Genomic DNA, 25,028 nt, shown 5'->3' with positions numbered 1-25,028 from the left:
CTACAGCGCGAAAATGAAGAAACTTACAAGTATTGTGATCCTGGGCGCGATCGGTATTGCCGTCGGGGCCTACGCCAGTGGCCAATTCAATACCTGGCTGCCACAGGAAATGAAGGTCGGCACCTCCAGCAGCTCCCTTCTGGGTAATGGTGAGGTCAACCTGCAAAAACAGGATATGCAACTGGCCGAAAAACTGCAGCCAGTGATTGCCTGCCTGAATGACGTTGCCGGCCCCTTGAGCCAGCACGCCCAGAACTACATCAAGGAATATCAACACCTTGTCGCCACGCCTGGCTCTACCCGCATTGCCGCCAGCTTCAAGATCAAGGTGTACGAGCAGAACAACTCCATCTCGCGCGAATGCATCACCCAAATGCGCAATGCCATTACCATGCCTCCGGCCGACGCTGGACTGGACAAGCCAGGTCAAGTGTTTGCTGACACGCTGGAAAAGCTGATTCCCGTCATGAATGAAGCGGATCTTTATTACAGTCGCAAAGACAATATTGACGACAAGATGAAGAAAGGCCGTGAGCTGGACGAACAAATCATGCCCCTGTTCATCAGCTTCTTTGATGCGGAAGACACGCTCAGACAGACCGTCTCGGAGCGTAATCACAGTCTGCGGGAAAAACAGTTGGTGGCGATTGAAAAGGCTTACGGCACCGAGAACTTCGGCTGGCAAACCCTGAATGTCTCACTGGCCGCCCGCCGCGCCATTGATGCCATCAGCTCACTAGCAGAGTCCGATCAACTCAATAGTCAGTCCTTAGAGAAGATCGAGCAGGAGTATCAAGCCGCCTTCGACAAGGCCGATGCCTTTGCCAAAGCGCATCCCGACACCAAAACGCAGCTGGGCAACCCACCCAAATGGTTTGCCCTGTCCAGCAACTTCAATACCTTCCTGGTGAGCTTGAAAGATCTGCGTCGAGCCCTGTCCTCAGACGCCAAACCAACAAACGTGGAGTACCAGCTCTCCAAGCTGGAGAACGACTACAACAGCATGATCAGAAACTACAACATGCTGCCAGACGCCTGAAAGGGCTAGGCTGAAGGCTGCGCTGTCCTGTGCACGGACAGCGCAGCGTGCACGCCGGCAATGACAGATCCCCGGCCACGTAGCTTGGCACCTGTGCAATATTGCCGAGGGTATCCCGCAAACGGACCTCCCAAGGAGCCACTAGCGCGCTGCGTCATCCTTGCGAAGACCGAAAAACTGCAAACCATCGCGCAGATGATCACGCAGCCAGACATAGATAGAAGGGACTTCTTGCCCTGTACTGAACCTGGCTTGCACCTTCATGCCAGACATCAATTTACGCACCTGATCCACAGACAAGCCAGACTCCAGGCGTGCCGCAGGCCAAGGGGGATCCATTGTCATATCCAGCGACAAGCGTCCTTGAGGCGCGGGTAACTGAGCAATAAATGCCAATAAGGCATTGCGACTGTCCCGATCCGCCACCGAGTCAGGCATCAACTGCACAGAAGTCCGTGCTGCCAGCAAGGCCTTCTCAATACCGGGGCGCGGGTCTTCATACATGCTCATGTTCATCACCAATGCAGGCATGATCATGGACTGGATCAGATTCTGATTATCCAGGTAAAGATTCAGACTTTTAAGCTCTACCTGCTCAAGATCATCGGCACCCAAGGGGCGTCCTGCGGCCGACTCAATCTCGAATTGCGCCTGAGCACGAACCTCACGCAGGTACTGACTACGCAGTCGAACCTGCTCCAAATTCAATTGTGCCGAGGCCGAGTCCCACTTGTACTTGAAAGTAAAATCCATAGGCTTGGCTTGCAGGCGCATTACGTAGTCCTGCCCTGGCAAACGTCCCGTCAGAACATAGATCCCGCTTACTTGCAGATCCATGGAGTCTGGAATAACTTGCCGCTCGGACAAGGATGCCAAGCCTTCATCACGCAAGACCAGCTCATCAAAGGCCAGCAGCATTGACGAAAAACCGGCCGACCATTGTCCGTTCTGAACCAGACAAGCCCCCTCCTGATCCTGCATCTGCAGCTCGTCGCCGGATTGCGGCTGTAAAGCGACATAATTACGCAAATACTCACAAGCAGGACCCGCTTGAGCCGAACCTGCCAGCACCATCCACGTACCCAGCGCCAAGGTAATTTTCTTCATGAATTCCTCTTATTGGGCAAGCGCTGGCAACAATACCAATCAAGCCTTCCCTTTGTATGAAACGCTGGCTAGTATACAAAGCCGTCAGGGTCTATGCCCTAGCCCTGTTTCAAGTTGAGCTTACCGACGTACTCCTTGCCATGGTCAGCACTGAACCGATCCAATTTTCACTTTGCACACAGCTGAGTCAGCTCGACGCAGCACACTGGGACGCGCTCTCTGGCCATCACCTGTTGCTCAGTCATGCTTTTCTGACGTCATTGGACGAAGCTGGCTGCGCCATTCCACAGACAGGCTGGTCGCCACATTACCTCTTGATGCATCGTGGACAGACGCTGTGTGGTGCCGTGCCCCTGTATCTGAAGCACCATTCGCGCGGCGAGTATGTGTTTGATCAGGGCTGGGCTCAGGCTTATCAACGCCATGGGCTGGACTATTACCCCAAGCTGCTCAGTGCCGTCCCCTTTACGCCCGTCAGCGGCCCTCGTCTGCTGGCGCACACACAAGAGGATCGCATCCTGCTGGCCAGGCAACTGATCCAGCTGACGCAAAGTAATCAGCTGTCCTCTGTGCATGTCCTGTTCCCGAATCCAGAGGACAGGCAAGCTCTGGAGCAGGCGGGCTTCATGATTCGCCACGATGTGCAGTTTCACTGGCAGAACCAGGACTACGCCAGCTACGAGGACTTTCTGGCCTCCCTGACCCAGCAAAAGCGCAAAAAAATGCGGCAGGATAGCCGCAAGGTTTACGAGCAGGGGCTGTCCTTTGAACACAAACAGGGTCAGGAGATTAGCGAGCAGAACCTGGACTACTTTTACCAGTGCTATGCCAATACCTATCAGGAGCGCGGACAACGCCCCTATCTGAATCAGGATTTCTTTGCGCGCCTGCACGAACAGCTACCCGACTCTCTGGTACTGATTCTGGCGCAACAAGATGGGCAAGATGTAGCCTGCGCCCTGTCGCTGCGGGACGGACACACACTTTATGGACGTTACTGGGGCTGTACTCGATACGTGCCAGGCCTGCATTTCGAGACCTGCTACAACCAGGCAATTCAGTTCTGCATTGCGCAGCAACTGCGTTTCTTTGAAGGCGGTGCTCAAGGGGAGCACAAGCTCTCGCGAGGTTTGCTGCCCACTCCCACCAGCTCGGCGCACTGGATTGCTGACCCCCGCTTTGCCCACGCCATTGAAGAGTTCCTGCATGAAGAAGCGGGCCATGTGGCCCGCTATCAGGAAGCACTAAACAGCCATACCCCGTTTAAAACGCTGGCAAGCTAAAAATCAGTCTTTCTTGTCTTTGCCTGGTGGCGCAAAGGGAAAGACCGAGAACATTTGCCGGGTCTGATCCTGCATCTGGTCCTGCATTTGCACAAACAGATTCTTGCTTTGATCGATATAGCTGTTCATGACGGTTTGCATCACAGGCGCCTGTATGCTCATGAACTGCGCCCAGGCTTCCGGGCCGAATTGCCCGCCGTAGACGCCCTTGGACTGCTCGGTCATGCGCTCCTGGATTTCCATGAAGGCCTGAATGTTCTTTTCCAGATACGAGCCCATCACCCCCTGCATGGCATTGCCATAAAAGCGGATGATCTGCATCAGCACCGGAGTGGAGAACATGGGGATACCCCCGCTTTCTTCCTCAAGAATGATCTGCAACAGAATACTGCGCGTCAGGTCCTCGCCGCTTTTGGCATCGACGACCGCGAACTCCTCTCCTGACAGGACCAGTTGCTTGACATCGACCATAGTGATGTAAGCGCTGGCCTGCGTGTCGTACAAGCGACGATTGGGGTATTTCTTGATGAGTCGAGGGGATCCCATGCTGGTGCTTACTTCCTAATCAATAAATCAAAAACACGCGCTATGCACTGCAACAAGCCTTAGCTCATGTGCAAGCCACCGTTCAAGGAGAAATCCGCACCCGTGGCAAAACCGGAATCACCCGAAGCCAGCCAGGCCACCATGGAGCCAATTTCATCCGGCGTACCCAAGCGGCCCACTGGAATGGTCGCCACGATTTTCTCCAGAACGTCGGGGCGAATCGCACGCACCATGTCCGTACCAATATAACCGGGGGAAATAGTATTGACCGTCACCCCCTTATTGGCAACCTCCTGGGCCAGAGCCATGGTAAAGCCGTGAATCCCGGCTTTAGCCGTGGAGTAGTTGGTCTGCCCAAACTGCCCTTTCTGCCCGTTTACTGAACTGATGTTGATGATGCGGCCCCATTGGCGCTCTACCATGCCATCAATGACTTGTTTGGTCACGTTGAACAGGCTGTTCAGGTTGGTGTCGATTACCGCACGCCAGTCTTCCTGGCTCATTTTACGGAAGGTACCGTCGCGTGTAATCCCGGCATTATTGACCAGAACATCCACACGGCCAAAATCGGCAAATACCTTTTTAAACGTCTCAACGGTCGAGTCCCAGTCTGCTACGTTGCCCACCGAAGCATGAAATGTGTAGCCCAGCTCGGCCTGCTCACCCAACCATTTCTGAAAATCACGGTTGGGGCCGCAGCCTGCAATAACGGTAAAACCGTCTTTGGCCAGACGCTGACAAATGACTGTCCCTATCCCTCCCATACCACCAGTTACGTAAGCTACTTTGCTGCTCATATACTTCTCCTGAAAGGGGTGACAAAGCTCGATCCCTGGGCCGGCCCGGGCAATGAAAAAGCCTGGCGTCGGGATAATGGAAGCAGGCAGACCGCCCTGCTCCCGAAACCTGAAAAATTGAAAATTAACTGGCGCGCACTTTCACATAACTGCCGGGCGCATCCTCCAGCACGGGATAACGCGCATGGCCCAGACGACGTTTTGCGCGACGCCGCGAACCCGACAAAGGTGCAAGCCACGCAATCCAATCGGACCACCAGCTACCAGGTACGGACTGAGCCCGCTCCATATACTGCTGGGCATCCAGCGTGGCGACTGGCTCGCCATCTTGCAGCACCCAGTAATTACGGCGCTGCTTGGCAGGCGGATTGATCACGCCTGCGATATGGCCCGAGGCTCCCAGCACAAAACGATGCTGGGCCGCAGGCAAGGCCTGCAAGGACGCATAGGCCGACTGCCAGGGCACGATATGGTCTTCTTTCGAGCCATACAGGTACACAGGCAAATCCAGTTGGCTCAGATCGGCGCGGTGCACCCCCACGGGAACACCACCTTTTTGAACCAGACGATTTTCCAGATAGGTATTGCGCAAATACCAGGTAAAGAAAGGACCGGGCAAATGGGTGCCGTCGGAGTTCCAGTACAGCAAGTCAAAGGCAGGTGGTTTTTTACCCTGCAAGTAGTTACTGTTCACATAGTTCCAAACCAGCTCGGCGGGGCGCAGGAAAGAAAAGGTACTGGCCAGCTCACGGGCATTGAGCAATCCACCCTGCCCCAACTGCCACTCCCGAAACGCAACCTGTGCTTCATCGATAAAGACATTCAGCATGCCCACGTCGGTGAAGTCCAACATGGTGGTCAGCAAGGTCATGGAAGCGGCTGGGTCCTGACCTTTATCGCGTGCCAGTGCCAAAGCGCTGGCCAGCAAGGTGCCACCGATACAAAAGCCCAGCGTATTGATTTTTTCCTGGCCCGACAGCTCCTGGCTGACACGAATCGCCTCCAGCACGCCCTGCTCCAGATAATCCTGCCAACTCAGTGCATGGATATGGGCCGCGTCATTCGGCTGGGGATTGCGCCAGGACATCAGATATACCGTCAGCCCCTGATCCAGAGCGTGGCGTACAAAGGAATTCTCCGGCTGCAGGTCCAGAATGTAGAACTTGTTAATGCAAGGCGGCACGATCAGCAAGGGCACGGCATGGACCATGCTGGTAGTAGGTGCGTATTGAATCAGTTGAAAAATATCGTTCTGGAACACCACGGCACCGGGGGTGGTTCCCACGTTTTGCCCCAGTTGAAACTGGCTTTCATCCGTTTGTGTCAGACGGCCTTTTTGCCAGTCGTCCATAAAATTGGACATCCCTTCCAGCACGGACTGGCCGCCCGTATCCATCATGGTTTGCAGGGCCTGGGGGTTGAGCATCAAATAGTTGCTGGGCGACATGGCCTCAGCCCACTGCATCATGGAAAAGCTCAGGCGCTCACGCTGCGCGGCTTCCAGCTCCATCGAGTCCAGCATCTCGTTCATGGCCTGAACGCTAAGCTGCCAGATATGGGCATTGAACAAGGCGGTGGGATTGCTCTGCCAGGCGGCATCCGCAAACCGGCGATCCTGGGGAGGTGGCAAGGCACCGCGCTGGGCCTGGTCCCACAACTCCTGCCACTGTTGCATATAACGAGCTTGCAGTTCAGCACAGCGGGTGGCATCGATCGGTTTGCCAAAACCTTGAAAAGCTCTGTTGTTACTCGACATCTGCCACCTGTAAACGAATTGCAAATACGCTTAGAGCATGACGTTCGTAACAAAAGCAGTCAATTGGGGTAATTAATTAGGCTGGCACGCCAATAGACGGAATTAAAGATTCCATATCGTATTTAATACGATCAAAAAACCGTTAAAGCAGGTTCAAGCGAGCAATGGTGGCCTGTCGGCCGGTCAAGGGCGAGCGGCGGTAGGAATAAAACAATCCATTCTCTTGAAACGTACACAAGCCACTTAAGTGCACGGTCATTTTTCCAGGGCTTAATTTTTCCAAACGGTGGCGGGCAATACCGGGCAAATCCGCCTGCCATTTTCCAGGACGCTTTCCCTGAATAAAAAAGGCGGCCAATTCCGGCTCATCCTGAACATAGGCATCAAAGACCTCCTGCCCGACTTCGAAGTGCTCCTGACTGATTGCCGGACCAATCCAGGCTTGCCAGGATTGCGCCTGGGGACAACGGGCGGCCATCGCCTGCCAGGTACGCTCCAGGACTCCGGCTTGCAGACCACGCCAACCGGCATGGGCCACACCCAATACCTGAGATTGCTCGTCCCAGATCACCACCGGCAGGCAATCGGCGGTCAGAATGGCCAGGGTACGATCCCGGCGTGTAGTGATGGCAGCATCAAACTCTCTGGGCACGGCAGGCAACACATCCTGATCTGCATCCAGCACATCTGTGCCGTGTACCTGTGCCAGCCAGACTGGCTCCGAACCCAGGAAGTCCGCCAGCCGCTGGCGATTTACCTGCACCCGCTCCGGATCGTCGCCGGTATTCAGGCCCAGATTCAGGCTGTCACGCTCGTCCTGGCTGACGCCCCCAGCCCGAGTCGTACAGAAATAAAGCAGCCCCGCTTGTTCGGGGCCGCTAACACCAGGAATCAGCTTTGAGTGTGCCATTCAATCGCCTCTGCAACAGACTGATAGTCAGACGGTGGCTCCGCCGAGAAGCGACGGCGCTCGCCCGTATCGGGATCATCAAACTCCAGCACATGGGCATGCAGCATTTGGCGCTGCGCCCCCGCGACAACGCGACCACCATATAAGGTATCGGCCAGCAGAGGATGCTTGATTGAACTCAGGTGGACACGAATCTGGTGGGTACGCCCTGTCTCCAGTCGGCAAGCCACCTCGGTCACCGCTTCCTCGCCTGCATAACCCTGACGCAACATTTGATAATGCGTTACAGCATGCTTGGGAGCGACGGACGGCCCAGTACTCATGCGCACTGGCACGCGCAAATCGCGTCCAATCGGCTCATCGACCGAGCCCTGGCCCGGCAAGACGCCATGGACCAACGCCAGATACTGGCGTCCCATGCTACGCTCTTGCAGTTGTCGGACAAAGTGAGTTTGTGCGACTTCCGTGCGGGCCACGACCAGCAAGCCGGAAGTGTCTTTGTCCAGCCGGTGTACAACACCGGCACGGGGTACCTGACGCAGATTGGGAAAGCGAAACAGCAAACCATTGAGCAAGGTGCCACGCCAGTTACCCGCGCCAGGATGCGTGACCAGACCCACTGGTTTGTTAACCACCAGCCAGGAGTCGCTTTGAGCCACAATCTCGAAGTCCACGTCATCAGGTTCGAAGGCCATGTCTTCTGGGGCCTGTTGCTCCCAGACCAGCACGGTATCACCGGGGTAAACCGTATGCTTGACCTTGACGGCCTGGCCGTTGACGAGAACATGCCCACTCTCGACCCAGGACTGTAGACGACTGCGCGAATGCTGTGGCAGTAAACGCGCTAAGGTCTTGTCCAGACGGTCGGGAGACGCAGTGATGGGAAGGATAAAACGCAGTGCGTCGGAAGAAACAACACTATCTTTTTCAGTATCTGTGTCAGGCATGGCGACAAATCATATAATTGAGCAGCAATGCTAACACCAAGGACGCTTTTGTGACTCGCCTGAACCTGAACTTGCCACGTATTCGTGGTACCAAGCTGGCCCAAGTAGCCGCATTAATGCTGGCTGCCACTTTGCTTGCTGGCTGCGGCACTACCAAAAAAGAAGTTGACCCCACCTCGGGTTGGACCGCCGAGCGCCTGTATAAAGACGCCCGTGAAGAAATGTCCGCCGGCAACTGGAAAGACGCGCGTACCCGCCTGGAAGCCGTCGAGTCCCGCTACCCCTTTGGCACTTACGCACAGCAATCGCTGATCGACCAAGCCTATATCAACTGGAAAGACGAAGAGCCTGCCAAAGCCCTGGCCGCTATCGACCGCTTCCAGAAGCAATACCCCAGCCACCCCGGTACCGACTACATGCTGTACCTGAAAGGGCTGATCTCCTTTACGCCTCCTAGCGCTGCCCTGTCCAACATTACCCAACAGGACCCCAGCGAGCGTGACCCCAAAGGTCTGCGTGAATCCTACGAAGCCTTTAACGATCTGCTGCAACGCTACCCCAATAGCCGTTACGCACCGGATGCCGCCAAGCGTTTGACCTGGCTGGTCAGCACCATCGCCCAGAACGAAGTACACGTAGCCGAGTACTACTACAAGCGTGGCGCTTACGTGGCTGCTGTGAACCGTGCGCAAACCGTGATTACGGACTTCAAGGGCGTGCCTATTGCTGAACGCGCGCTGTACTTGATGTACCTGTCCTACGACAAGATGGGTCAAACCGAGCTGCGTGACACCACCAAACGCGTGATGGATCAGAACTTCCCGGACTCCACCTACTTCAAGGACGGTCTGGATGCCAAGGTTAACTACTGGAACCCGATTAACTGGTTCTAAACCTTGAAGCAAAGCAGCACAAAACACAGGCTGCTTTTGTGAAGCGACAATAAAACGCCTCACAGAACTTAGTCAAAAAAAGGCCGAATCCCATACAGGATTCGGCCTTTTTAGTTTTCCGGCTTCAAGCTGATATTCCTTACCAGTCTGCTCTGCCCTGCTCATCAAAACAGTAACGACAAGTCAGGTAGCTCCTTAGCCTGCAGCCATCTAAACACACCCCGCCCCCACAGGCTCCAGAGCCTCCTGAATATCACCCCACCTTCTTGGCATTGTCCTTTTGCACGCTATACATACGCTCCGCAAAAGCCTTGGCCTTGGCTGGGTCCAGGGGCTGGCCTCCCAGAATCTTCATAGTGTCGTCCAGATACACCATGCGGTCTTCCAGCTCTTCCTGCAGGCCAATCAGGTAATAGCCAATCTGACAAAAGTACGTCGTCCGGGCTCGGGTCTGGGCTTCGATCTCTTCCAGACCCATGCGCTGAAAAAAATTGGCCAAAGCATTCATGCAGGCCTTATCCGCCCGCGCTACCGCCTGACGCACGCGCTCGGAGCGCCTTGCCCAATCCCGCATGGCCATATCCAGGCCCGGCTCAAAACGGGACACGTCCAGCCAGGTAGAGAACAGGGACAACATGCCATCTTGCAGATTGTCCACATTCTCCAGCGCCAGCATGGTGGAGCGCATATTCTTTTGTTCCCAGAAACCGACCAGCCCATCCAGCAGATCGTCCCTGTCCTTGAAATGCCAATAAAAACTGCCTCGCGTGACGGCCATGACCTGCGCAAGGCGAGTGATGCGCACCGCCTCCACGCCTTCCTGCATAAACAGGCGAATGGCCGCTTCCAGCCAGTCCGCCCGCGTCAAATGCACATTGGGCTCGGTCAGCGCGCCGGCCTGGGCCACACGTTCAATCAATTCCTTATCGCTCATATCGCCTGCTTGTAGAGTCGCTTTAGTCGCCAAAGTATACCGGCGCTCCTCTTATAACAGGCCCAGCATTCGTGGAAACGCCAAGGAAACAGCGGGCACGAAGGTGGTGATCAATTGAATCGGAATAGCCACAAACACGATCATGGCGATGGCCGGGCCAAAGGAACGATGTACCGTCACCTTGCTGATACGGCAGGACATGTACAGCACAGGTGCCATCGGCGGGCTGTTGGAACCCACAATCACCGCACACGCCACAATCGCGGCAAACTGTATCGGATTGACATCGGCCACGCCCACCAAAGGCAGCAGCAAGGGAGCCACCACCACGGTCAAGGACACATCGTCAATAATCATGCCCACCAGAATCAGGAACACATTGACCATCAAGAGAATGCCGATGGGGCTATCCACCAGACCCGTCACAAAGGCGGTCAAGTCCTGTGGCACACCTTGCGCAACCAAAATACGGCCGATCAGAAAGGAGAACAGCAAGATCAGGATAACGGTGCCCGTAGTCTCTGCCGTACGTACGAAGCTGTCGCGCAGCTTGCGTAGGGTCAGTTCACGATACACAAAACAGCCAATACCAATCACCAGCACAACCGCCACCGCTGCCGCCTCTGTAGGCGTGAATACGCCCCCGTAAATACCACCCAGAATCAAGGCGGGAATACACAAGGCGGGCACGGCATAAAGCAGGGTCTTGAGGGAAGAACGACGGGATTGCTCATCAGCAGGCTGTGCAGGCAACTCCTTGAACCAGCGTCCAGCCACCACATAGTTGAACAGCGTCAGCCCGACCATCAACAGAATCCCTGGCCCGATCGTGGCTGCAAAACACGCCACTACCGACTGCTGCGTCACCACCGCGAACAGAATCATGGTGACGGACGGCGGAATCAGAATCCCCAGCAAAGAGGAAATCCCCAGCAAGGCCGCCGAGTACTGACGCGGATAACCGCGCTGCTCCATGGGATCGACCAGAATGGTGCCAATGGACGCCACCGCCGCCGAGGCCGTACCCGAAATCGCCCCGAACACCCCGGAAGCCAGCACCATGCTGGCCCCCATGCCACCACGACGATTTTTGACCAGCATTTCGGCAAAACCCACCAAACGGTGCGCAATCCCGCCTGCCTGCATCAAGTATCCCGCCATGATGAACAAAGGCAAAGCCAGCAGAACCAGAGAGTTCAAGGAACGGAAACCTTGCAGCATCAAGGTGTTCAAGTTGACGTCATACACCAGCGTCAACATCAGCAGCGTGCCGGCAAAGGACCAGGCCACCGGCACCCCGACACCCAGCAGAAACAAGAGCAAGAGAACAGAAAATCCAGCATGCATAATCAATGGCCCCCATGGCGCAAGGCCATCAAAGACTGATAAACATCGCGCAAGGCATACATCAGGCTACCGGCGGCGTTCAGACCAATAGCAGCTTGCGGCACCCAGACAGGAATTCCCAGCTCAGCCATCGTGGTCGAGAACCGGGAACCCCACATGAACATGCGCAAGGTCCAATAGGCAAAAGCCACCACAATGATCAGCACCAGTACGGACACGATGAAACGATGGATAGCACGCGCCCCTGGGGTCTTCAAACGATGCGACAGGTAATCCACCACCAGATGCTGACGGGACTGGCTGGCAATCAAGGCCCCCGTCATATACAGCCAGATCGCCGCCACCATCACAATGGTGTGCACACCGGCTGCCGGCCAATTCAGGTAATAACGTGCGGCCACCACATAGGCCAAACCTGCCGCCACCACAACGCTGGACGTAATGGCCAGCCATTCCAGGGCGATCAGGGTCGGCCCTCGCTTGATCAGAAGGTCCTCACTCACATTCATACTCCCTTGTTCCAAGGTGTTCACTTGAGAGCCGAGGCGTTTTTCTCGATATGGGCCATGATGCTGTCGCCCACTTCAGCGTGCATCGCAGGCCAGACCTTGGCACGCACATGGGTGCCCAAAGCAGCCAGTTGATCCTTGTCGAGCTCAAGGTAGGTTTTACCCAGCGCTTTCCACTTCTCCACAATGGCCGCGTCCGCTACCTGGGCCTTGGAAAACTGATCTTGCATGATGGTGATGGCCGAGGTCTGGATCACTTCCTGCTGCTCGGGCGTCAAGGCTTCCCAGGCTTCCAGGTTCATGGACAGCACACCGGTAATGAACTGCTGCTTGCTGCGCACGTAGTAATCCAGCGTGTCGCGGAAATATTCGTAGTCGTAATAAATGACGTTGGCTGCATCGCCATCCACCACACCGGTCTGAATTGAAGTAAACACTTCGCCCCAGTCAATGGCTGCTGTCTGATAACCCATGGCTTGCACGGACTGCTGCATCATGGAGATCGGGGGAACACGTACCTTGATGTTCCTGGCGTCGTCTACCGTCACGGCATGTTTACCTTTGGTGGCGACGCCATTGAATCCTTCAGGCCAGGCACCGAAGAACTTCAAGCCGTTCTCTTTGTAGATACCGTCCAGCGTTTCATTCAACCAGCCACCGGGCTGGTACGCGGCCAAGGCTTCTTCCCAGGTGGTGAACATGTAGGGCGTGTAGATCACCGCAATGCGCTTGTCGTAGGAAGTCATGGGCCAGTTCAGCATCAACTGCACATCACCGGCTACATGCTGGTCGAACACCTCTTCCTGACCACCCAACTGGTTTTGATAGAAAACGCGTGGCGACACCGCGCCTTGCGTACCCTCCTTGATCAGCGCAGCCCATTTCTCGATTGCATCACCGCTAGGCGAGCCTTGCGCGCCCGAGTCCGTTGCAATGCGCATGGTCTGTGCGGACACGGAGGCCGCGCTCAGGCTGAACATCACCGTCAGCAAGGTCTTGCTCAAAAGCTTCATAACTCCTCCTGGGTATGTCTTTTAAATTTATTGTTCAAACGTCGGCTATCAGGCTTCCGCCCGGTGCCGCCATAACTCCCAGCCCAAACGGGCCCGGACACCCACATCCAGAAACGGACGTGGCGGCAAGGCATCGGGTTGCCCCAAAGCCTGCATATCGGCAATCAAGGGATTGTCCACACCGCAAGCCAGATCGGCGACCAACATGCCGGAAATCGTGCCCTTGGTCAGACCCACCCCGTTCTGACACACCGCGGAATACACATGCGGTGCCACCTGCCCAAAGCCTGGGGAACCATTACGGGACAGGCAGATAAAGCCCGTCCAAGTGTGTTCCATCTCCACGTTCTTCAGATTCGGGAAACGCTCGTCAAACAGGGTTTTGTGCTCAATGCGCACGCGGCGGCGGCTTTCATCATCACTGCGCAAATTGGGCGCGTAAGTCATGTGCTGGCGGATCAGAATGCGTTGGTCATTGGTGCGACGCATGGTGATGCCCACAAAGGCATTGGCGGGCGTCAAACCCCAGCTGGGCAAACCACCCAATTCGCGCTGCTCGCTTTCTGTCAGGCAACGGGTCAGGCTTGCATGAGCCGCCATCGGCATCAACTTGCCGCTGTAAAAACCGAACTGCTCGGCGAACACATTCACGGCCAGAATCATCTTGCCTGCACGAACCTTGCCACCGGGGGTTTCCAGCGTGACACCGTCGTCTTGCTGCAAGGACAGCACGGGCGTTTTTTCGTAGACGGTGACGTTGGAAGGCATATTGTCGGCCAGACCACGCGACAGACCCGCCGGGTTCAGCAACACCGTACCAGGGGTGTAAATGCCTGTGCGGAAATGCTTGAACCCCAGCTTGTCGTGCAAGGCCTTGCCGTCCAGCCACTCATGCGGTTCCTTCAAGGACTCCAGCACTTGCAGCGTAGGCTTCAAGGTTGTGCGTACGCCTTCCTCCGAAACCGCTGCGTGGAATTTCCCGATGGGGCTCCAGTCGCACTCGATACCGTAACGCTCGACCTGGGTTCTTAGATAAGCAATCGCGGTACGCGCCAGGCGCACATGCGAGCGGGCGGCGTCCAGTTCGCCCATGGAACTGCCGACGTTATGAGGGCTATCAATCGCAAAGCCGGAGTTTCGGCCTTGAGCGCCCTCGCCCACCAGATCGGCCTCCAGCACCACGATGCTGTCACCGGGGCGGTTCTCTGCCAGGCGACGGGCAGCGGCCAAACCGGCCAGGCCACCGCCGACAATCACCCAATCAGCCTGCACGTCTTTGGCCAAAGCGGGCTTGGGCGTGCGGGGAGCCAGGAGCCGACTCCACCCATTGGTCTTGTCGTTCTCCGGCAGACGCGTAATTTTCTTGATGCTCATGCCGCCGTCCGTGCGCTGGCCCAGTTGCTGGGATGCAAGCAGTAGTGGATCAGGGCAGACTCTGCTTCGTAGATTAAAGGCGTGCCTGCGGGCAACCACACACAATCACGTGGACCGGCTTCCAGAATGCCCTGCGGCGTGTGAATGCGCATGCTGCCCTCGATTACCGTCACGACCTCGTCATACAGCACGGTCCATTCGATGCGGGCCTGGTTCAAGCGCGCATACCCCGCCCCCAAAGGCGTCCCATCTTCCTCACCCACGATTTCCGCCAACTGCGCCATCTCCGGTTTTTCCTGTCTGGGCTGAAAGACCAAATCGTCAAAACGCATTACTCGCGGCAAAGTTTTTTCTGTTGTCATGTGGATCACCAAACACAAGTGGTTTTAGAACATACATAGTTGTATGTTGTGATGGTAATGAGCCGAATTTGACGCGTCAATGCGTGGATAGATGGGGATTACCCTGCGTTCCAGGCGGGAGAGCTTTATATTTAAATAATTAAATTAGCCTTGTGACGGGCTCTGCAAGCAGGGAGCTTCGTAGCGCTTTTGGCTGTTTTTAGCAAGCTTATTGATAAGAGAAATAGCGCATGACAGTGACGACTATTCAACAAGCAGTCGCTAAGACGCAGGAATGAAATGGAGTTCTTCAGCCACAGCCAGAAAGCAACGAAGATGGCGAGACTCCATCTGCGCACATTCCTTCGCAAAGCCTATCTACGCCTGTTTTCAGCGCAACGCTTCTTCCAGCTTTTCACGCCCTTCTCCCATCAGCCAAGAACGCAGCGAGACAAGTTCAGGATTGATTTCTCGCATCAGACCGAGGTCCACCTGTTCTGCAAGAGGGCCATCCTCCAGACTTGACGCCATATGCCCCAAATCGGCGTTGGCAGCTAATACTTCATCAGGGAATCGGGCATAAGTGATAGAGCGACCTGCGGCTTCAGAAAAGGCGGCCTCCAGCTCCTGGCCGGTCACACGATCACTGGCGATCTTCAAGGTCATCCCGGCAAAACGTGCCCTGTCCGCAAACAGGGCGGCAACGATTTTCCCTATGTCTTGCACCACAGTGAGTTGGATCGAATGATCACGGTGTATCAGAGAAACCAACCGCCCTTCCTCCAGGCCAAAGCCCGGCCGCACAAGCATCTCCATGAAGATCATGGGACGGATGATGGTTGCAGTCAGCGGCAGTTCGCGAATATGTGCCTCAATAAGAGGCTTGGCATCAAAGCGCGCAACACCTGTCAGTTTGTCCCCAGCGCTAGCCCCCGAGGAATAGATGAAATGCTCGACGCCATTTTTTGCCGCCAGATCAGCAAGACGTGTGCCACAACAAACCTCCTCTTCTGCTGATAGGTTCGCAGGCATCACGCTAAATACGCCATACACATCCTTCATGGCCGACGCGATAAGATTGGCATCGTCCAATGACCCTTGCACGAGTTCAGCGCCTGCTTCCCGCAGAGCGATTGAAGCCGGTTTGGATGGAGATTGCACAAAAGCGCAGACAGGCCAGTGAGCCTCCAGAAGTGCTTTGGCCACCGATCCACCTTGCCGGCCTGTGGCTCCGAAAACCAGAATGGGACGATGTACTTTATTCATGATTCAGCTCGAAAAAAAAGAGAATGTCGTATTCTTTCCTCGATATCTGAATTGCGGAAGACGGCATTTTTTTGAACCTCAGGCACAAAAATGAAACCCATAGATCCAGCAGAGTCGGATTCTCTCAAGGAGAAACCCGACAGCGACTCATCCTTCCAGCCAATTCCATTGAATGGAGTCTGCACGCGACTCGGTGACAAGTGGACCGTGCAGGTCATCTGGCGCCTTGCCATCGCGGGTGATCGTAGACTGCGATTTTCCGAAATCAAGCGTGAGGTAGAAGGAATCACACAGCGCATGCTGACGCTGACACTGCGAAACCTGGAACGAGATGGCTTGGTAGAACGCCATTATTTTCCCGAGGTGCCCCCACGTGTGGAATACGAACTGACGGAGATGGGGAAAAACATGCTCGATGCGCTGAAAGGCATCAATGTGTGGGTCAGAGAGAACCTTCCGCGTATACAGGAATCACGTCAAACGTACGATGCCAAAAAGCCTTGATGTAGAACGGAGAACGACGCGAAATTGAAGTCCAAGCTTATGATGCTGCGACTTTATACAATGTCGTGCCCCGTGCCTGGTACTGTGCAGCACCTAGCTCAAAACTCCACCGTGGCAAGCAATGGCTGAAACCTGTCCTAAGTTGTTGGCCCGTAAGACCCACTACTCCGCTTCCCGACGTCACAAGAACATGAAAACAGACATTTTCCAATGTCCAAGAATGCCCCTTTCATAAAACATACTCCATGAACCACGAACAAGCAGAAACACGGGTACTAGAAGCCATTCCTGTACTGGCAAAGGATCAAAGCATTGAGGAGTGCATCGCTCAACTGCAAGCCAGCGGCCTGTCTGAAGTCCGTGCGACCAAGCTTTGCGTGATGATTCCCGAAGCCTTCGGGCTGGCACTGGCCTGGCGCCTGGGTGCAGCACTGCCTGATGAAGAGCAGATGTTTGATGTGCACAATCGCGCAGGCGAGACGGTTCAGGTCCCCATGCTGGGCCAGCATGTGTTTTCCGTCGCGCTGGCAATGGCGGTAGCGGTGCTCAAAAAAGGCTGGTTTACGCCTATCACTCGGGAAGCGTTTGAGGCAGTCAGCAATCGCAGTGCCGTCATGTCCGTTCTTCAGCAGATAGAGGGCAGTCTGGAAGGCGCTGGCACACCCAGCCTGTTCTTATGGGGCCTGGTGGCAGAGGACATCGTCGCAGACGAGTCCTTACCCTAGTTTTAATAGACGGAATACGCTCAAGCCTGCTCCGAGCGCTCAGGTCAGCTCCACATCACTGACCTGAGCGCTCTGCCGCTTCGCTTTCTGCTCCCGCAGAAACGCCAAGGCACGAGCAGGATCACGCGTACGGGCAAAAGGTGGCAAACCACGCCATAGCAGTTTGCCGTAGGGCTTCTCGACAATACGGGTGTCGCCCACCATCAGCACGCCCCAGTCGCGCTCGGTGCGAATCAGACGCCCTGCCCCTTGCTTCAAGGCAATGGCGGCTTCGGGCAACTGGTATTCCATGAAGGGATTACCGCCCCTGTCCTTGCACTCCTTGATACGCGCTTCCAGCACCGGATCATCCGGCGGAGCAAAGGGCAGCTTGTCGATAGCAACCAGCGTCAAGGCATCACCGGGCAGGTCAATCCCTTCCCAGAAGCTGGCGCTCCCCACCAACACCGCATTGCCACGGGCACGGAACTCGTCCAGCAGAACTTGCCGTGAACGCTCCCCTTGGCGCAGCACATTGCGTTCGATGTCTTCCCGATCAAATCGGTCCCGCAGCATATCTGCAATCCGCTCGACCGAGCGCAAGGTGGTACAGAGCACCAGCACACCACCCTGACCCGCCTTGATCAGCGGAATGAGCGCATCCACGAAGGCCTGATTGAAGTTGGGATGGCTAGGAAGCGGCAAGGTGCTGGGGACGTAGAACAGCGCCTGATTCGGATAGTCGAACGGCGAAGCCCAGGCTTCGGTGCGAGCATCAAACAAACCCAGTTGACGCTTGAAGTGATTGAAATCGCCATGCACCGATAAGGTAGCCGAGGTCAGCACCCAGGACTGCTCCTTGCCTCGGTAGCGCGAGAAAATCTTGGCGACCGACAAAGGGGCACTGTGCAGGCGCAGATAATGCTGCCCACTTTCTACCCAACGCACGAACTCGTCGGGCTGGTCTTCGTCTTTTTCACTTTCTGGCAAATAGGCGTGACGGCCTTGACGGTCCGGCTGGCTCCATTGGAACAAGCGTGCACGCAATTCCAAGGCAATTTTATGTGCCGCCGCCAGATCTGGATGGCGTTCAGCCACCATGGCCAGCATCTTGATGACCTTGTCGAAGGTCTCCAGCAAATTCTCCAACGCTTCATCAAACAGCTCGGGCTCGGGCAAGGCCTGGAAAGTGGCGCGACCACCCTGTGCCGCCAGCGACGCAGTACGCAAATGCAAATCCCGAGCCGCTTGCTCCAGCTTGCGGGCCACCTGACTCCAGTCTACGGTCTCGCGCGCCTGGGCCAGACCCGCCGCTTCTATCTGCCGACACAAATCCGTCAATTGATACAAGGACACGCTACTACCCAGAAAACGGGTGGCCACGTCGGGCAGTTGGTGTGCCTCGTCAAACACCACCAGATCCACGCTAGGCAGCAAATCCGTTACGCCCTCTTCGCGCAAGGCCAGATCCGCCATGAACAGAGCATGGTTCACCACTACTACATCCGCATCCTGGGCATGACGGCGCGCCTTCATCACAAAGCAGTCGCGCACAAAGGGGCAATCCTGTCCCAGGCAATTATCGCGTGTGGAAGTGACTCGGTGCCAAATATCCGCGTCCTCCGGGACTTCGGCCAACTCACCCTTGTCGCCGCTACGGCTGCGTTCAGTAAAAAGCTGGATGGCCCGCAGATAAGCAATTTCCGCACGGGACTTCAGGGCTCGATCATCCTGACCCAATCGTTCCAAATGGTAATGACAAACGTAGTTGCTGCGCCCCTTGAGCAAGGCCACATCCACCGGCAAGGCCAGCGCTTTACGCAGGTGGGGAATATCCCGACGGAACAATTGATCCTGCAAGGTGCGCGTCCCGGTCGAGACCAAGGCTTTGCCACCTTGCATGAACACAGGCACCAGATAGGCCCAGGTCTTGCCCGTGCCTGTGCCCGCCTCGGCAATCAATACGCCGGACTCGGCGACCGTCTCGCTGATGGCTTGGGCCAGCTCCAGCTGAGCCTGCCGCGGACGATAGTGCGAGACAGACTCTGCCAGAGGGCCTTGGGGAGAAAAGATATCGGAATAATCCTGCAACAACATGGGGCAAAACCGCTCAGGGAGAGGTGACGAATGACAGAACTGTCTACAATCACAGTGGAATACATACAAGATGATACCTGCCAATTCTGGGTCGCTGCCGGTCTTTATGGCAAAATGCGGCGCTTGCAGACCCTTTTACAACGATGGACCCATAACTGAAATGACTGTGGAAACCCTCGCCCAGCAACAGGATCACCAACAGATTCTGGCGCTACTGGCCTCTGAACTGAACATCCGCATCCAACAAGCCGCCTCTACGGTTGAGCTCTTGGACAACGGGGCCACGGTCCCTTTTATTGCCCGTTACCGCAAGGAAGCGACTGGCGGCCTGGACGATAATGTCCTGCGTGATCTGGAAGTGCGCCTGATCTATTTGCGCGATATGCAATCGCGTCGTCATGCCATTCTGGAATCGATCCGCCAGCAAGAAAAACTGACGCCCGAGCTGGAGCAAGCCATTTTGGCGGCTGACACCAAGCAGCGTCTGGAAGACTTGTACGCGCCGTACAAGCCCAAGCGTCGTACCCGTGCCCAGATTGCCCGCGAAGCCGGCCTGGAGCCGCTGGCGGACGCCATTCTGGCCCAGAAGGATGCAGACCCTGTGGCGCTGGCCGAAGGCTATCTGAATGCCGAAGCCAAGATCGACACGGCCAAAGCCGCCCTGGACGGTGCCCGCGACATTCTGGCCGAACGCTTTGCCGAGCAGGCCGACCTGCTGGAAGCCATGCGCGACTATCTGTGGAAGTCCGCTCACTTGTACTCCAAGGTTGCCGAAGGCAAGGAACAGGAAGGCGACAAGTTCCGCGACTGGTTCGACTTTAACGAAGCGCTGCGCCAACTGCCTTCTCACCGCGTGCTGGCTTTGTTGCGCGGTCGTCAGCAAGGTGCACTGGACCTGCGCCTGGGCCTGAACCCCGAGCAGGATGCGCTTCTGCCCCACCCTTGCGTACTGAAAGTCGCCGAGCTGACCGATATTGGCGCTGACTTTTCCGCCGACGCCAGCCCACGCGATCACTGGCTGGCCGAGGTTTGCCGCTGGACCTGGCGCGTCAAGTTGCTGACAGCATTCGAATCCGAGCTGATTGGCCGTCTGCGCGAAGAAGCCGAGCAAGAATCCACCCGCGTGTTTGCCGCTAATCTGCGCGATTTGCTGCTGGCGGCCCCCGCTGGCAATAAAGCCGTTCTGGGCCTGGACCCAGGTATTCGTACCGGCGTAAAAGCCGCTGTGATCGATGCAACCGGCAAGGTGCTGGATACCGCCACCGTCTATCCCTTTGAGCCCCGTCGTGACCGCGAAGGCGCCATTCGTACCCTGGCCGGCCTGGCGACTCGCTACCAAGTTGAACTGGTGGCGATTGGCAACGGCACAGCATCGCGCGAAACCGAGAAACTGGTTGCCGACCTGCAATCCGCTTTCCCGCAGTTGCCTTTGACTCGCGTAGTCGTGTCCGAGGCGGGCGCTTCGGTGTACTCCGCCTCTGAACTGGCCGCACAAGAATTCCCGGATATGGACGTCAGCCTGCGCGGTGCTGTTTCCATCGCCCGCCGCCTGCAAGACCCACTGGCCGAGCTGGTCAAGATCGACCCCAAATCCATTGGTGTCGGCCAATACCAGCACGACGTGAATCAGCGCGAACTGGCTCGCAGCCTGGACGCCGTGGTCGAGGATTGTGTGAACGCCGTAGGTGTGGATGTCAACACCGCTTCTGCTCCCCTGCTGGCGCGCGTTTCGGGCCTGAACAACACGCTGGCCAAAAACATCGTCACCTGGCGTGACGAAAACGGTGCCTTCCAAAGCCGCAAGCAGTTGCGTGAGGTGCCGCGCTTTGGTGAAAAAGCCTTTGAACAGGCAGCGGGCTTTTTGCGTATTCCCGGTGCAGCCAACCCTCTGGACGCCTCGGCAGTTCACCCCGAAGCCTATCCGGTTGCCGCCCGCATTCTGGAGCGCCTGCAAACTGAAGCCAGCGATGTCATGGGTAAATCCGGCGCATTGAAAGGCTTGTCGCCTTCCGACTTCACCGATGAACGCTTTGGTTTGCCCACCGTGCGTGATATTTTTAATGAAATTGAAAAGCCCGGTCGCGACCCTCGCCCTGAATTCACCACCGCCAAGTTCCAGGAAGGCATCAACTCCCTGAACGATTTGACGCCCGGCATGATTCTGGAAGGCGTGGTCACCAACGTGGCCAACTTTGGTGCCTTTGTGGACGTGGGTGTGCACCAGGACGGTCTGGTGCATATCTCGGCCCTGTCCGAGACCTTTGTCAAAGATCCGCGTGATGTGGTTCGCGTTGGGCAGACCGTTAAGGTTAAAGTCCAGGAAGTGGATGTAGCTCGTAAGCGTATCGGCTTGACCATGCGCCTGAACGACGACAGCGGCCCTGTGCGTGGTTCCAGCAACACCAGCAACGCACCCCAGCGCCGTTCCGGAAACAATCGCCCCAACCGGCAAGCTGAACCGGCACCGACAGGTGCTATGGCAGCCGCCTTTAGCAAACTTCGGAGATAAGCCATGACTGAGACCGAGCGCCTTTCCCAACTGACGCGTCTGCTCAATCTGCTGACCGGATTTGATCAGAAGGAACAGGATATTGCAGCCATCAGCCAGTCCGTGCTGACAGCCAGCGCCAGCCCGACAGCGATGGGTGAGGCGTATGGCAAGCACGCCCAGAACTTGATGGAACACGATCCGGATGGCGCTCTGATCCTGGCCATCAGCTACGAGCTGGACGACTATCTGGCTCTGGCCGATACCGTGGACGAACTGTGGGAAGAAATTCTGGCCGCTTTTGAAAGCCAGAACCTGCCCGCCTTTCCCTACGACGACATGCCTTTTCAGGACGTGGACGGCTTTTTCCAATGGGCGAACGAGCAGCTGCAGGAGTTTCACCCCTCCTACTGCCTGCTGGAATTTGCCCAAAGCTATGACGAGGAATTTCAGCTGATCGTGGTCAAACGCGAGAACCTGGAGGAAATTCTAAATCTGTGCGAAAAGCTGGATATTCCCGCTCAAGCAGCCGAATAAGGCCAGCAATCCCGGCCCAAACACACCAAGCCCTGCGTGAGCATTCATGCAGGGCTTGATGCTTTTGGCCCGCTTGAATGCCAAGCAGCTCAAAGCGCATTAGACTAGTCCCGCCATCAACATCAGCAAGCGAGCCTCTTGTGCTCGCTTGGCCGCTTTGCCCAAACACAAACACCCACTTTGCCGGGACCGGCGCAAAGTCAGTTCCCGCGCGGCAAGGTCCAGAAGGAGAAACATGGAGCAAAAACATTGGTCGCAGGTCGAACTCCTGCACGAAACCGTATCCAATCCCAATATTCACGTACGCGGCACACACAGCTATTACAGCCATGCCTGGACAGACAGTTTTGAAGAAAGCGTAGTGCGTTACCTGTACGGGGACGAATACAGCCGCAAGGCCTGGACCTCGCAATGGCCGGTAGACCAGCTGCATATTGGCGACTACGTGTGCATCGGTGCCGAGGCTGTCATTCTGATGGGCGGCAATCACACACATCGCATGGACTGGTTCAGCCTGTACCCCTTCGTGGACAAGATTACGGAGGCTTACGTCGGTAAAGGCGACACCCATATTCACGATGGTGCCTGGATCGGCATGCGAGCCATGATCATGCCCGGTGTCGTGATTGGTGAAGGCGCTGTCGTGGCCTCGGGAGCGATTGTGACCAAGAACGTGGCACCCTACACGATTGTGGCTGGCAATCCTGCTGTACCCGTGCGAAAGCGCTTTGATGAGGCAACGATTGAGCAATTGCTGGGTCTGAAGATGTATGAGTGGCCGGAAGAGAAATTCACAGCGCTAAGGGATGTGATCTGCGCAGAAGATATTGCAGCATTGGAGCAGGCCAGCCAGGACTGGGATCAGAAGTCCAAAGCCTAAGAGCGACTGGCCCAGGCTCAAGTCCAGGTCTTAAGTCCAGGTCTTAAGTCCAAATCCAGATTTCGGGCTCAGAATTCAGAGTTCACGTTCGGATCAGATCTGGTTTGGTTTGGTTTGACCTGACCTGATTTCAAGAATGAATTCAAGGCCAAAGCCGATTACACGAGCAAGGTCAAGCCAAGCTCCAGCTTGATCTTCTGCACACGCTCGGTACAAGGAATAAAGAACAGCCCCAAAAGTGAGATAAGTCTCTCTTTTGGGGCTGCTCAATTTCAAGCAATCTTCAAGTTGAAGCGTTGCTGCTCAAAGAAGCTTACTGCCTCCACTACGGCATCAATCCTGAACAGCCGATCAATCCCGCAGTAGACAAACCACTTAGTCGCGCATCGAATCCAAAGCGGCTGCAACGGCATCACGCAGATCTGCCGATACTCGTGCCACTTCTTCACCGGCGCAATGGATTTGCAACTCCTGACCGTCCTGCTTGGCAACTTCGGCAAAAGCCGCAGTCTGCAGTGCCTTGATCGCCACACCAGCCTGTTTTGGGTCTGCGTAAGAGCGAGACAGAAACAGCTCTTGTCCAGCAGCATCTTGCAGGCGGAAACGGAAGGTGCCATCTTCGTCGCGGAAGTTCACAAAACGAGCTTTACGAGCCTTGGCTTCAGTCTTGCTAACTGCCACGCTCAAGGGGTCACGCAGGCCCACGGCCGCCTTCAATTCATGGATGAAGGGGGTAGCGTAGGCACGAGCCTTGCGCGCGCCAACTTGCAGCAAATCCTCAATATCCTGGGGACGAGCCATCAAGGCTTCGTAGCGATCGCGCATGGGCGCAATCATGGCTTCCAGCAACTGATGCAAGGCATCCTTGGCCTCGCCCCAGGCCATGCCGTCGATCAACTGCTGACGGAAGGCTTGGGTCTGCTCGGGTGTCGCAAATGCCTTGTACAAGGCCGTCAGGTGCGAATCATCGGGATCTTTAGACTCGCCGGGACCTTTGGAGTCCGTCACGATGCGGGCAATGGCCGCCTTCAGTGCCTTGGCACCACCCTCGAACAGAGGAATCGTGTTGTCGTAGCTCTTGGACATCTTGCGGCCATCCAGACCGGGCAAGAGGGCCACGTCCTCTTCCACCTGTACTTCGGGCAATACAAACAGCTCCTTGCCACGGCCATACAGGTGGTTGAAGCTCTTGGCGATATCGCGTGCCATTTCCAGGTGCTGCACCTGATCCCGGCCCACGGGTACCTTGTGGGCATTGAACATCAGGATGTCGGCCGCCATCAGTACGGGGTAGCTGAACAGGCCCATGGTGACGCCATCATCAGGCTCTACGCCCGCCGCTTCATTCTTGTCGACAGAAGCCTTGTAAGCGTGCGCACGGTTCATCAAGCCCTTGCCGGTTACGCAACCCAGCATCCAGGACAGCTCCGGAATTTCCGGAATATCGGATTGACGGTAGAACGTTACTTTTTCCACATCCAGGCCGCAGGCCAGCCAGGTAGCAGCAATCGCACGGCGCGAAATGGCTACGCGCTCCGGATCGTCACATTTGATCAGGGCGTGGTAGTCCGCCATGAAGAAAAATGCGTCGACATCGGCTTGCTGGCTAGCACGGATAGCAGGACGAATCGCCCCGGCATAATTACCCAAGTGTGGAATACCGGTCGTTGTAACGCCGGTCAGTACTCGTGTCGTCATGATAAAAAATACGCTTATAAAACTACGTGTCAGGGTTCAGGAATCAGACGCGTGGCCA

General features: G+C 56.1%; 23 protein-coding genes. 8 read left to right on the top strand and 15 right to left on the bottom strand.

Features of this window, described 5'->3' with window-relative positions:
- The first annotated feature begins 13 nt into the window (after positions 1–13).
- Positions 14–1,039 carry a DUF3829 domain-containing protein gene (locus OSH04_RS17725; protein WP_060185739.1) on the top strand — a complete coding sequence of 342 codons (1,026 nt, stop codon included), beginning with the start codon at positions 14–16 and terminating at the stop codon, positions 1,037–1,039.
- Positions 1,040–1,180: 141 nt separating this feature from the next.
- Here the strand turns inward: OSH04_RS17725 and OSH04_RS17720 are convergent, their stop codons facing one another.
- The gene (locus OSH04_RS17720) at positions 1,181–2,146 is read right to left on the bottom strand and encodes a hypothetical protein (RefSeq protein ID WP_266108966.1); all 966 of its coding nucleotides are present in this window, start codon (positions 2,144–2,146) and stop codon (positions 1,181–1,183) included.
- 140 nt (positions 2,147–2,286) lie between these two features.
- Here OSH04_RS17720 and OSH04_RS17715 point away from each other — a divergent pair, with 140 nt between their 5' ends.
- On the top strand, positions 2,287–3,429 hold the full coding sequence (locus OSH04_RS17715) for a GNAT family N-acetyltransferase (RefSeq protein ID WP_266108965.1): 1,143 nt from the start codon (positions 2,287–2,289) through the stop codon (positions 3,427–3,429).
- Positions 3,430–3,432: 3 nt separating this feature from the next.
- Here the strand turns inward: OSH04_RS17715 and phaR are convergent, their stop codons facing one another.
- From phaR to OSH04_RS17690, 5 genes are all read right to left on the bottom strand, one after another.
- Complete coding sequence (gene phaR / locus OSH04_RS17710; protein ID WP_009457627.1) at positions 3,433–3,975, bottom strand: polyhydroxyalkanoate synthesis repressor PhaR; 543 nt, start codon at positions 3,973–3,975, stop codon at positions 3,433–3,435.
- A 59-nt stretch (positions 3,976–4,034) separates the two neighbouring features.
- A complete protein-coding gene (phbB, locus tag OSH04_RS17705) occupies positions 4,035–4,772 on the bottom strand; it encodes an acetoacetyl-CoA reductase (protein WP_009457629.1) in 738 nt (245 codons plus the stop codon).
- A gap of 124 nt (positions 4,773–4,896) precedes the next feature.
- Complete coding sequence (locus OSH04_RS17700; RefSeq protein WP_266108964.1) at positions 4,897–6,528, bottom strand: PHA/PHB synthase family protein; 1,632 nt, start codon at positions 6,526–6,528, stop codon at positions 4,897–4,899.
- Between the two features lie 142 nt (positions 6,529–6,670).
- On the bottom strand, positions 6,671–7,438 hold the full coding sequence (pgeF, locus tag OSH04_RS17695; protein WP_266108963.1) for a peptidoglycan editing factor PgeF: 768 nt from the start codon (positions 7,436–7,438) through the stop codon (positions 6,671–6,673).
- Positions 7,420–8,385 carry an RluA family pseudouridine synthase gene (locus tag OSH04_RS17690; RefSeq protein WP_026484310.1) on the bottom strand — a complete coding sequence of 322 codons (966 nt, stop codon included), beginning with the start codon at positions 8,383–8,385 and terminating at the stop codon, positions 7,420–7,422. Before OSH04_RS17690 ends, pgeF begins: the two co-directional genes overlap by 19 nt.
- A 95-nt stretch (positions 8,386–8,480) precedes the next feature.
- Here OSH04_RS17690 and OSH04_RS17685 point away from each other — a divergent pair, with 95 nt between their 5' ends.
- On the top strand, positions 8,481–9,278 hold the full coding sequence (locus tag OSH04_RS17685) for an outer membrane protein assembly factor BamD (protein ID WP_026484309.1): 798 nt from the start codon (positions 8,481–8,483) through the stop codon (positions 9,276–9,278).
- Between the two features lie 253 nt (positions 9,279–9,531).
- On the opposite strand, the gene OSH04_RS17680 is transcribed toward OSH04_RS17685, so the two are convergent.
- From OSH04_RS17680 to OSH04_RS17645, 7 genes are all read right to left on the bottom strand, one after another.
- On the bottom strand, positions 9,532–10,212 hold the full coding sequence (locus OSH04_RS17680; RefSeq protein WP_052362930.1) for a TetR/AcrR family transcriptional regulator: 681 nt from the start codon (positions 10,210–10,212) through the stop codon (positions 9,532–9,534).
- A 51-nt stretch (positions 10,213–10,263) separates the two neighbouring features.
- Entirely contained in the window at positions 10,264–11,559 is a 1,296-nt protein-coding gene (locus OSH04_RS17675; RefSeq protein WP_266108961.1) for a TRAP transporter large permease, read from the bottom strand.
- A 2-nt stretch (positions 11,560–11,561) separates the two neighbouring features.
- A complete protein-coding gene (locus OSH04_RS17670; protein ID WP_266108959.1) occupies positions 11,562–12,068 on the bottom strand; it encodes a TRAP transporter small permease in 507 nt (168 codons plus the stop codon).
- Between the two features lie 20 nt (positions 12,069–12,088).
- A complete protein-coding gene (gene dctP / locus OSH04_RS17665) occupies positions 12,089–13,081 on the bottom strand; it encodes a TRAP transporter substrate-binding protein DctP (protein ID WP_266108958.1) in 993 nt (330 codons plus the stop codon).
- 48 nt (positions 13,082–13,129) lie between these two features.
- Entirely contained in the window at positions 13,130–14,455 is a 1,326-nt protein-coding gene (locus tag OSH04_RS17660; RefSeq protein ID WP_266108956.1) for an NAD(P)/FAD-dependent oxidoreductase, read from the bottom strand.
- Entirely contained in the window at positions 14,452–14,817 is a 366-nt protein-coding gene (locus OSH04_RS17655) for an ethanolamine utilization protein EutQ (RefSeq protein WP_226791329.1), read from the bottom strand. The genes OSH04_RS17660 and OSH04_RS17655 overlap by 4 nt, the downstream gene beginning before the upstream one ends.
- 369 nt (positions 14,818–15,186) lie before the next feature.
- Complete coding sequence (locus tag OSH04_RS17645) at positions 15,187–16,062, bottom strand: NmrA/HSCARG family protein (protein WP_266108955.1); 876 nt, start codon at positions 16,060–16,062, stop codon at positions 15,187–15,189.
- A gap of 90 nt (positions 16,063–16,152) precedes the next feature.
- Here OSH04_RS17645 and OSH04_RS17640 point away from each other — a divergent pair, with 90 nt between their 5' ends.
- Together OSH04_RS17640 and OSH04_RS17635 are read left to right on the top strand one after the other, a co-directional pair.
- Positions 16,153–16,566: a winged helix-turn-helix transcriptional regulator gene (locus OSH04_RS17640; protein ID WP_266108954.1), complete on the top strand. Its 414-nt coding sequence runs from the start codon at positions 16,153–16,155 to the stop codon at positions 16,564–16,566.
- 245 nt (positions 16,567–16,811) lie between these two features.
- Positions 16,812–17,291, top strand: coding sequence for a hypothetical protein (locus OSH04_RS17635; RefSeq protein WP_083054000.1), 480 nt, complete (start codon positions 16,812–16,814; stop codon positions 17,289–17,291).
- A 39-nt stretch (positions 17,292–17,330) separates the two neighbouring features.
- Here the strand turns inward: OSH04_RS17635 and OSH04_RS17630 are convergent, their stop codons facing one another.
- On the bottom strand, positions 17,331–19,367 hold the full coding sequence (locus OSH04_RS17630) for an ATP-dependent DNA helicase (RefSeq protein ID WP_266108953.1): 2,037 nt from the start codon (positions 19,365–19,367) through the stop codon (positions 17,331–17,333).
- A 160-nt stretch (positions 19,368–19,527) separates the two neighbouring features.
- Between OSH04_RS17630 and OSH04_RS17625 the strand changes: the two genes are divergently transcribed.
- The 3 genes from OSH04_RS17625 to OSH04_RS17615 all read left to right on the top strand — a co-directional run bounded on the left by OSH04_RS17625 (position 19,528) and on the right by OSH04_RS17615 (position 23,272).
- Positions 19,528–21,876, top strand: coding sequence for a Tex family protein (locus OSH04_RS17625; protein WP_060185728.1), 2,349 nt, complete (start codon positions 19,528–19,530; stop codon positions 21,874–21,876).
- Positions 21,877–21,879: 3 nt separating this feature from the next.
- Positions 21,880–22,392, top strand: coding sequence for a hypothetical protein (locus OSH04_RS17620; protein ID WP_266108952.1), 513 nt, complete (start codon positions 21,880–21,882; stop codon positions 22,390–22,392).
- A 235-nt stretch (positions 22,393–22,627) separates the two neighbouring features.
- Positions 22,628–23,272, top strand: a complete 645-nt coding sequence (locus OSH04_RS17615; RefSeq protein ID WP_060185726.1) for a CatB-related O-acetyltransferase — start codon at positions 22,628–22,630, stop codon at positions 23,270–23,272.
- 375 nt (positions 23,273–23,647) lie between these two features.
- On the opposite strand, the gene OSH04_RS17610 is transcribed toward OSH04_RS17615, so the two are convergent.
- Positions 23,648–24,970, bottom strand: a complete 1,323-nt coding sequence (locus tag OSH04_RS17610; RefSeq protein WP_035270809.1) for a tryptophan--tRNA ligase — start codon at positions 24,968–24,970, stop codon at positions 23,648–23,650.
- Positions 24,971–25,028 lie beyond the last annotated feature (58 nt).

Origin of the sequence: Alcaligenes nematophilus (genome assembly GCF_026344155.1) — a bacterium.
Taxonomy (GTDB): domain Bacteria; phylum Pseudomonadota; class Gammaproteobacteria; order Burkholderiales; family Burkholderiaceae_B; genus Alcaligenes; species Alcaligenes phenolicus.
The sequence above is the reverse complement of the archived record's forward strand: the minus strand, read 5'-3'. Positions and strand labels throughout refer to the sequence as shown.

Excerpts from the sequence above, each read along its gene's own strand:
- OSH04_RS17610 (WP_035270809.1), bottom strand. The coding sequence starts at position 24,970 with ATGACGACACGAGTACTGACCGGCGTTACAACGACCGGTATTCCACAC.
- OSH04_RS17690 (WP_026484310.1), bottom strand. The coding sequence starts at position 8,385 with ATGCCTGACACAGATACTGAAAAAGATAGTGTTGTTTCTTCCGACGCA.
- OSH04_RS17645 (WP_266108955.1), bottom strand. The coding sequence starts at position 16,062 with ATGAATAAAGTACATCGTCCCATTCTGGTTTTCGGAGCCACAGGCCGG.
- pgeF (WP_266108963.1), bottom strand. The coding sequence starts at position 7,438 with ATGGCACACTCAAAGCTGATTCCTGGTGTTAGCGGCCCCGAACAAGCG.
- OSH04_RS17720 (WP_266108966.1), bottom strand. The coding sequence starts at position 2,146 with ATGAAGAAAATTACCTTGGCGCTGGGTACGTGGATGGTGCTGGCAGGT.
- OSH04_RS17725 (WP_060185739.1), top strand. The coding sequence starts at position 14 with ATGAAGAAACTTACAAGTATTGTGATCCTGGGCGCGATCGGTATTGCC.
- OSH04_RS17625 (WP_060185728.1), top strand. The coding sequence starts at position 19,528 with ATGACTGTGGAAACCCTCGCCCAGCAACAGGATCACCAACAGATTCTG.
- OSH04_RS17620 (WP_266108952.1), top strand. The coding sequence starts at position 21,880 with ATGACTGAGACCGAGCGCCTTTCCCAACTGACGCGTCTGCTCAATCTG.
- OSH04_RS17715 (WP_266108965.1), top strand. The coding sequence starts at position 2,287 with ATGGTCAGCACTGAACCGATCCAATTTTCACTTTGCACACAGCTGAGT.
- OSH04_RS17655 (WP_226791329.1), bottom strand. The coding sequence starts at position 14,817 with ATGACAACAGAAAAAACTTTGCCGCGAGTAATGCGTTTTGACGATTTG.
- OSH04_RS17680 (WP_052362930.1), bottom strand. The coding sequence starts at position 10,212 with ATGAGCGATAAGGAATTGATTGAACGTGTGGCCCAGGCCGGCGCGCTG.
- OSH04_RS17640 (WP_266108954.1), top strand. The coding sequence starts at position 16,153 with ATGAAACCCATAGATCCAGCAGAGTCGGATTCTCTCAAGGAGAAACCC.
- dctP (WP_266108958.1), bottom strand. The coding sequence starts at position 13,081 with ATGAAGCTTTTGAGCAAGACCTTGCTGACGGTGATGTTCAGCCTGAGC.
- phaR (WP_009457627.1), bottom strand. The coding sequence starts at position 3,975 with ATGGGATCCCCTCGACTCATCAAGAAATACCCCAATCGTCGCTTGTAC.
- OSH04_RS17670 (WP_266108959.1), bottom strand. The coding sequence starts at position 12,068 with ATGAATGTGAGTGAGGACCTTCTGATCAAGCGAGGGCCGACCCTGATC.
- OSH04_RS17635 (WP_083054000.1), top strand. The coding sequence starts at position 16,812 with ATGAACCACGAACAAGCAGAAACACGGGTACTAGAAGCCATTCCTGTA.
- OSH04_RS17615 (WP_060185726.1), top strand. The coding sequence starts at position 22,628 with ATGGAGCAAAAACATTGGTCGCAGGTCGAACTCCTGCACGAAACCGTA.
- phbB (WP_009457629.1), bottom strand. The coding sequence starts at position 4,772 with ATGAGCAGCAAAGTAGCTTACGTAACTGGTGGTATGGGAGGGATAGGG.
- OSH04_RS17630 (WP_266108953.1), bottom strand. The coding sequence starts at position 19,367 with ATGTTGTTGCAGGATTATTCCGATATCTTTTCTCCCCAAGGCCCTCTG.
- OSH04_RS17675 (WP_266108961.1), bottom strand. The coding sequence starts at position 11,559 with ATGCATGCTGGATTTTCTGTTCTCTTGCTCTTGTTTCTGCTGGGTGTC.
- OSH04_RS17660 (WP_266108956.1), bottom strand. The coding sequence starts at position 14,455 with ATGAGCATCAAGAAAATTACGCGTCTGCCGGAGAACGACAAGACCAAT.
- OSH04_RS17700 (WP_266108964.1), bottom strand. The coding sequence starts at position 6,528 with ATGTCGAGTAACAACAGAGCTTTTCAAGGTTTTGGCAAACCGATCGAT.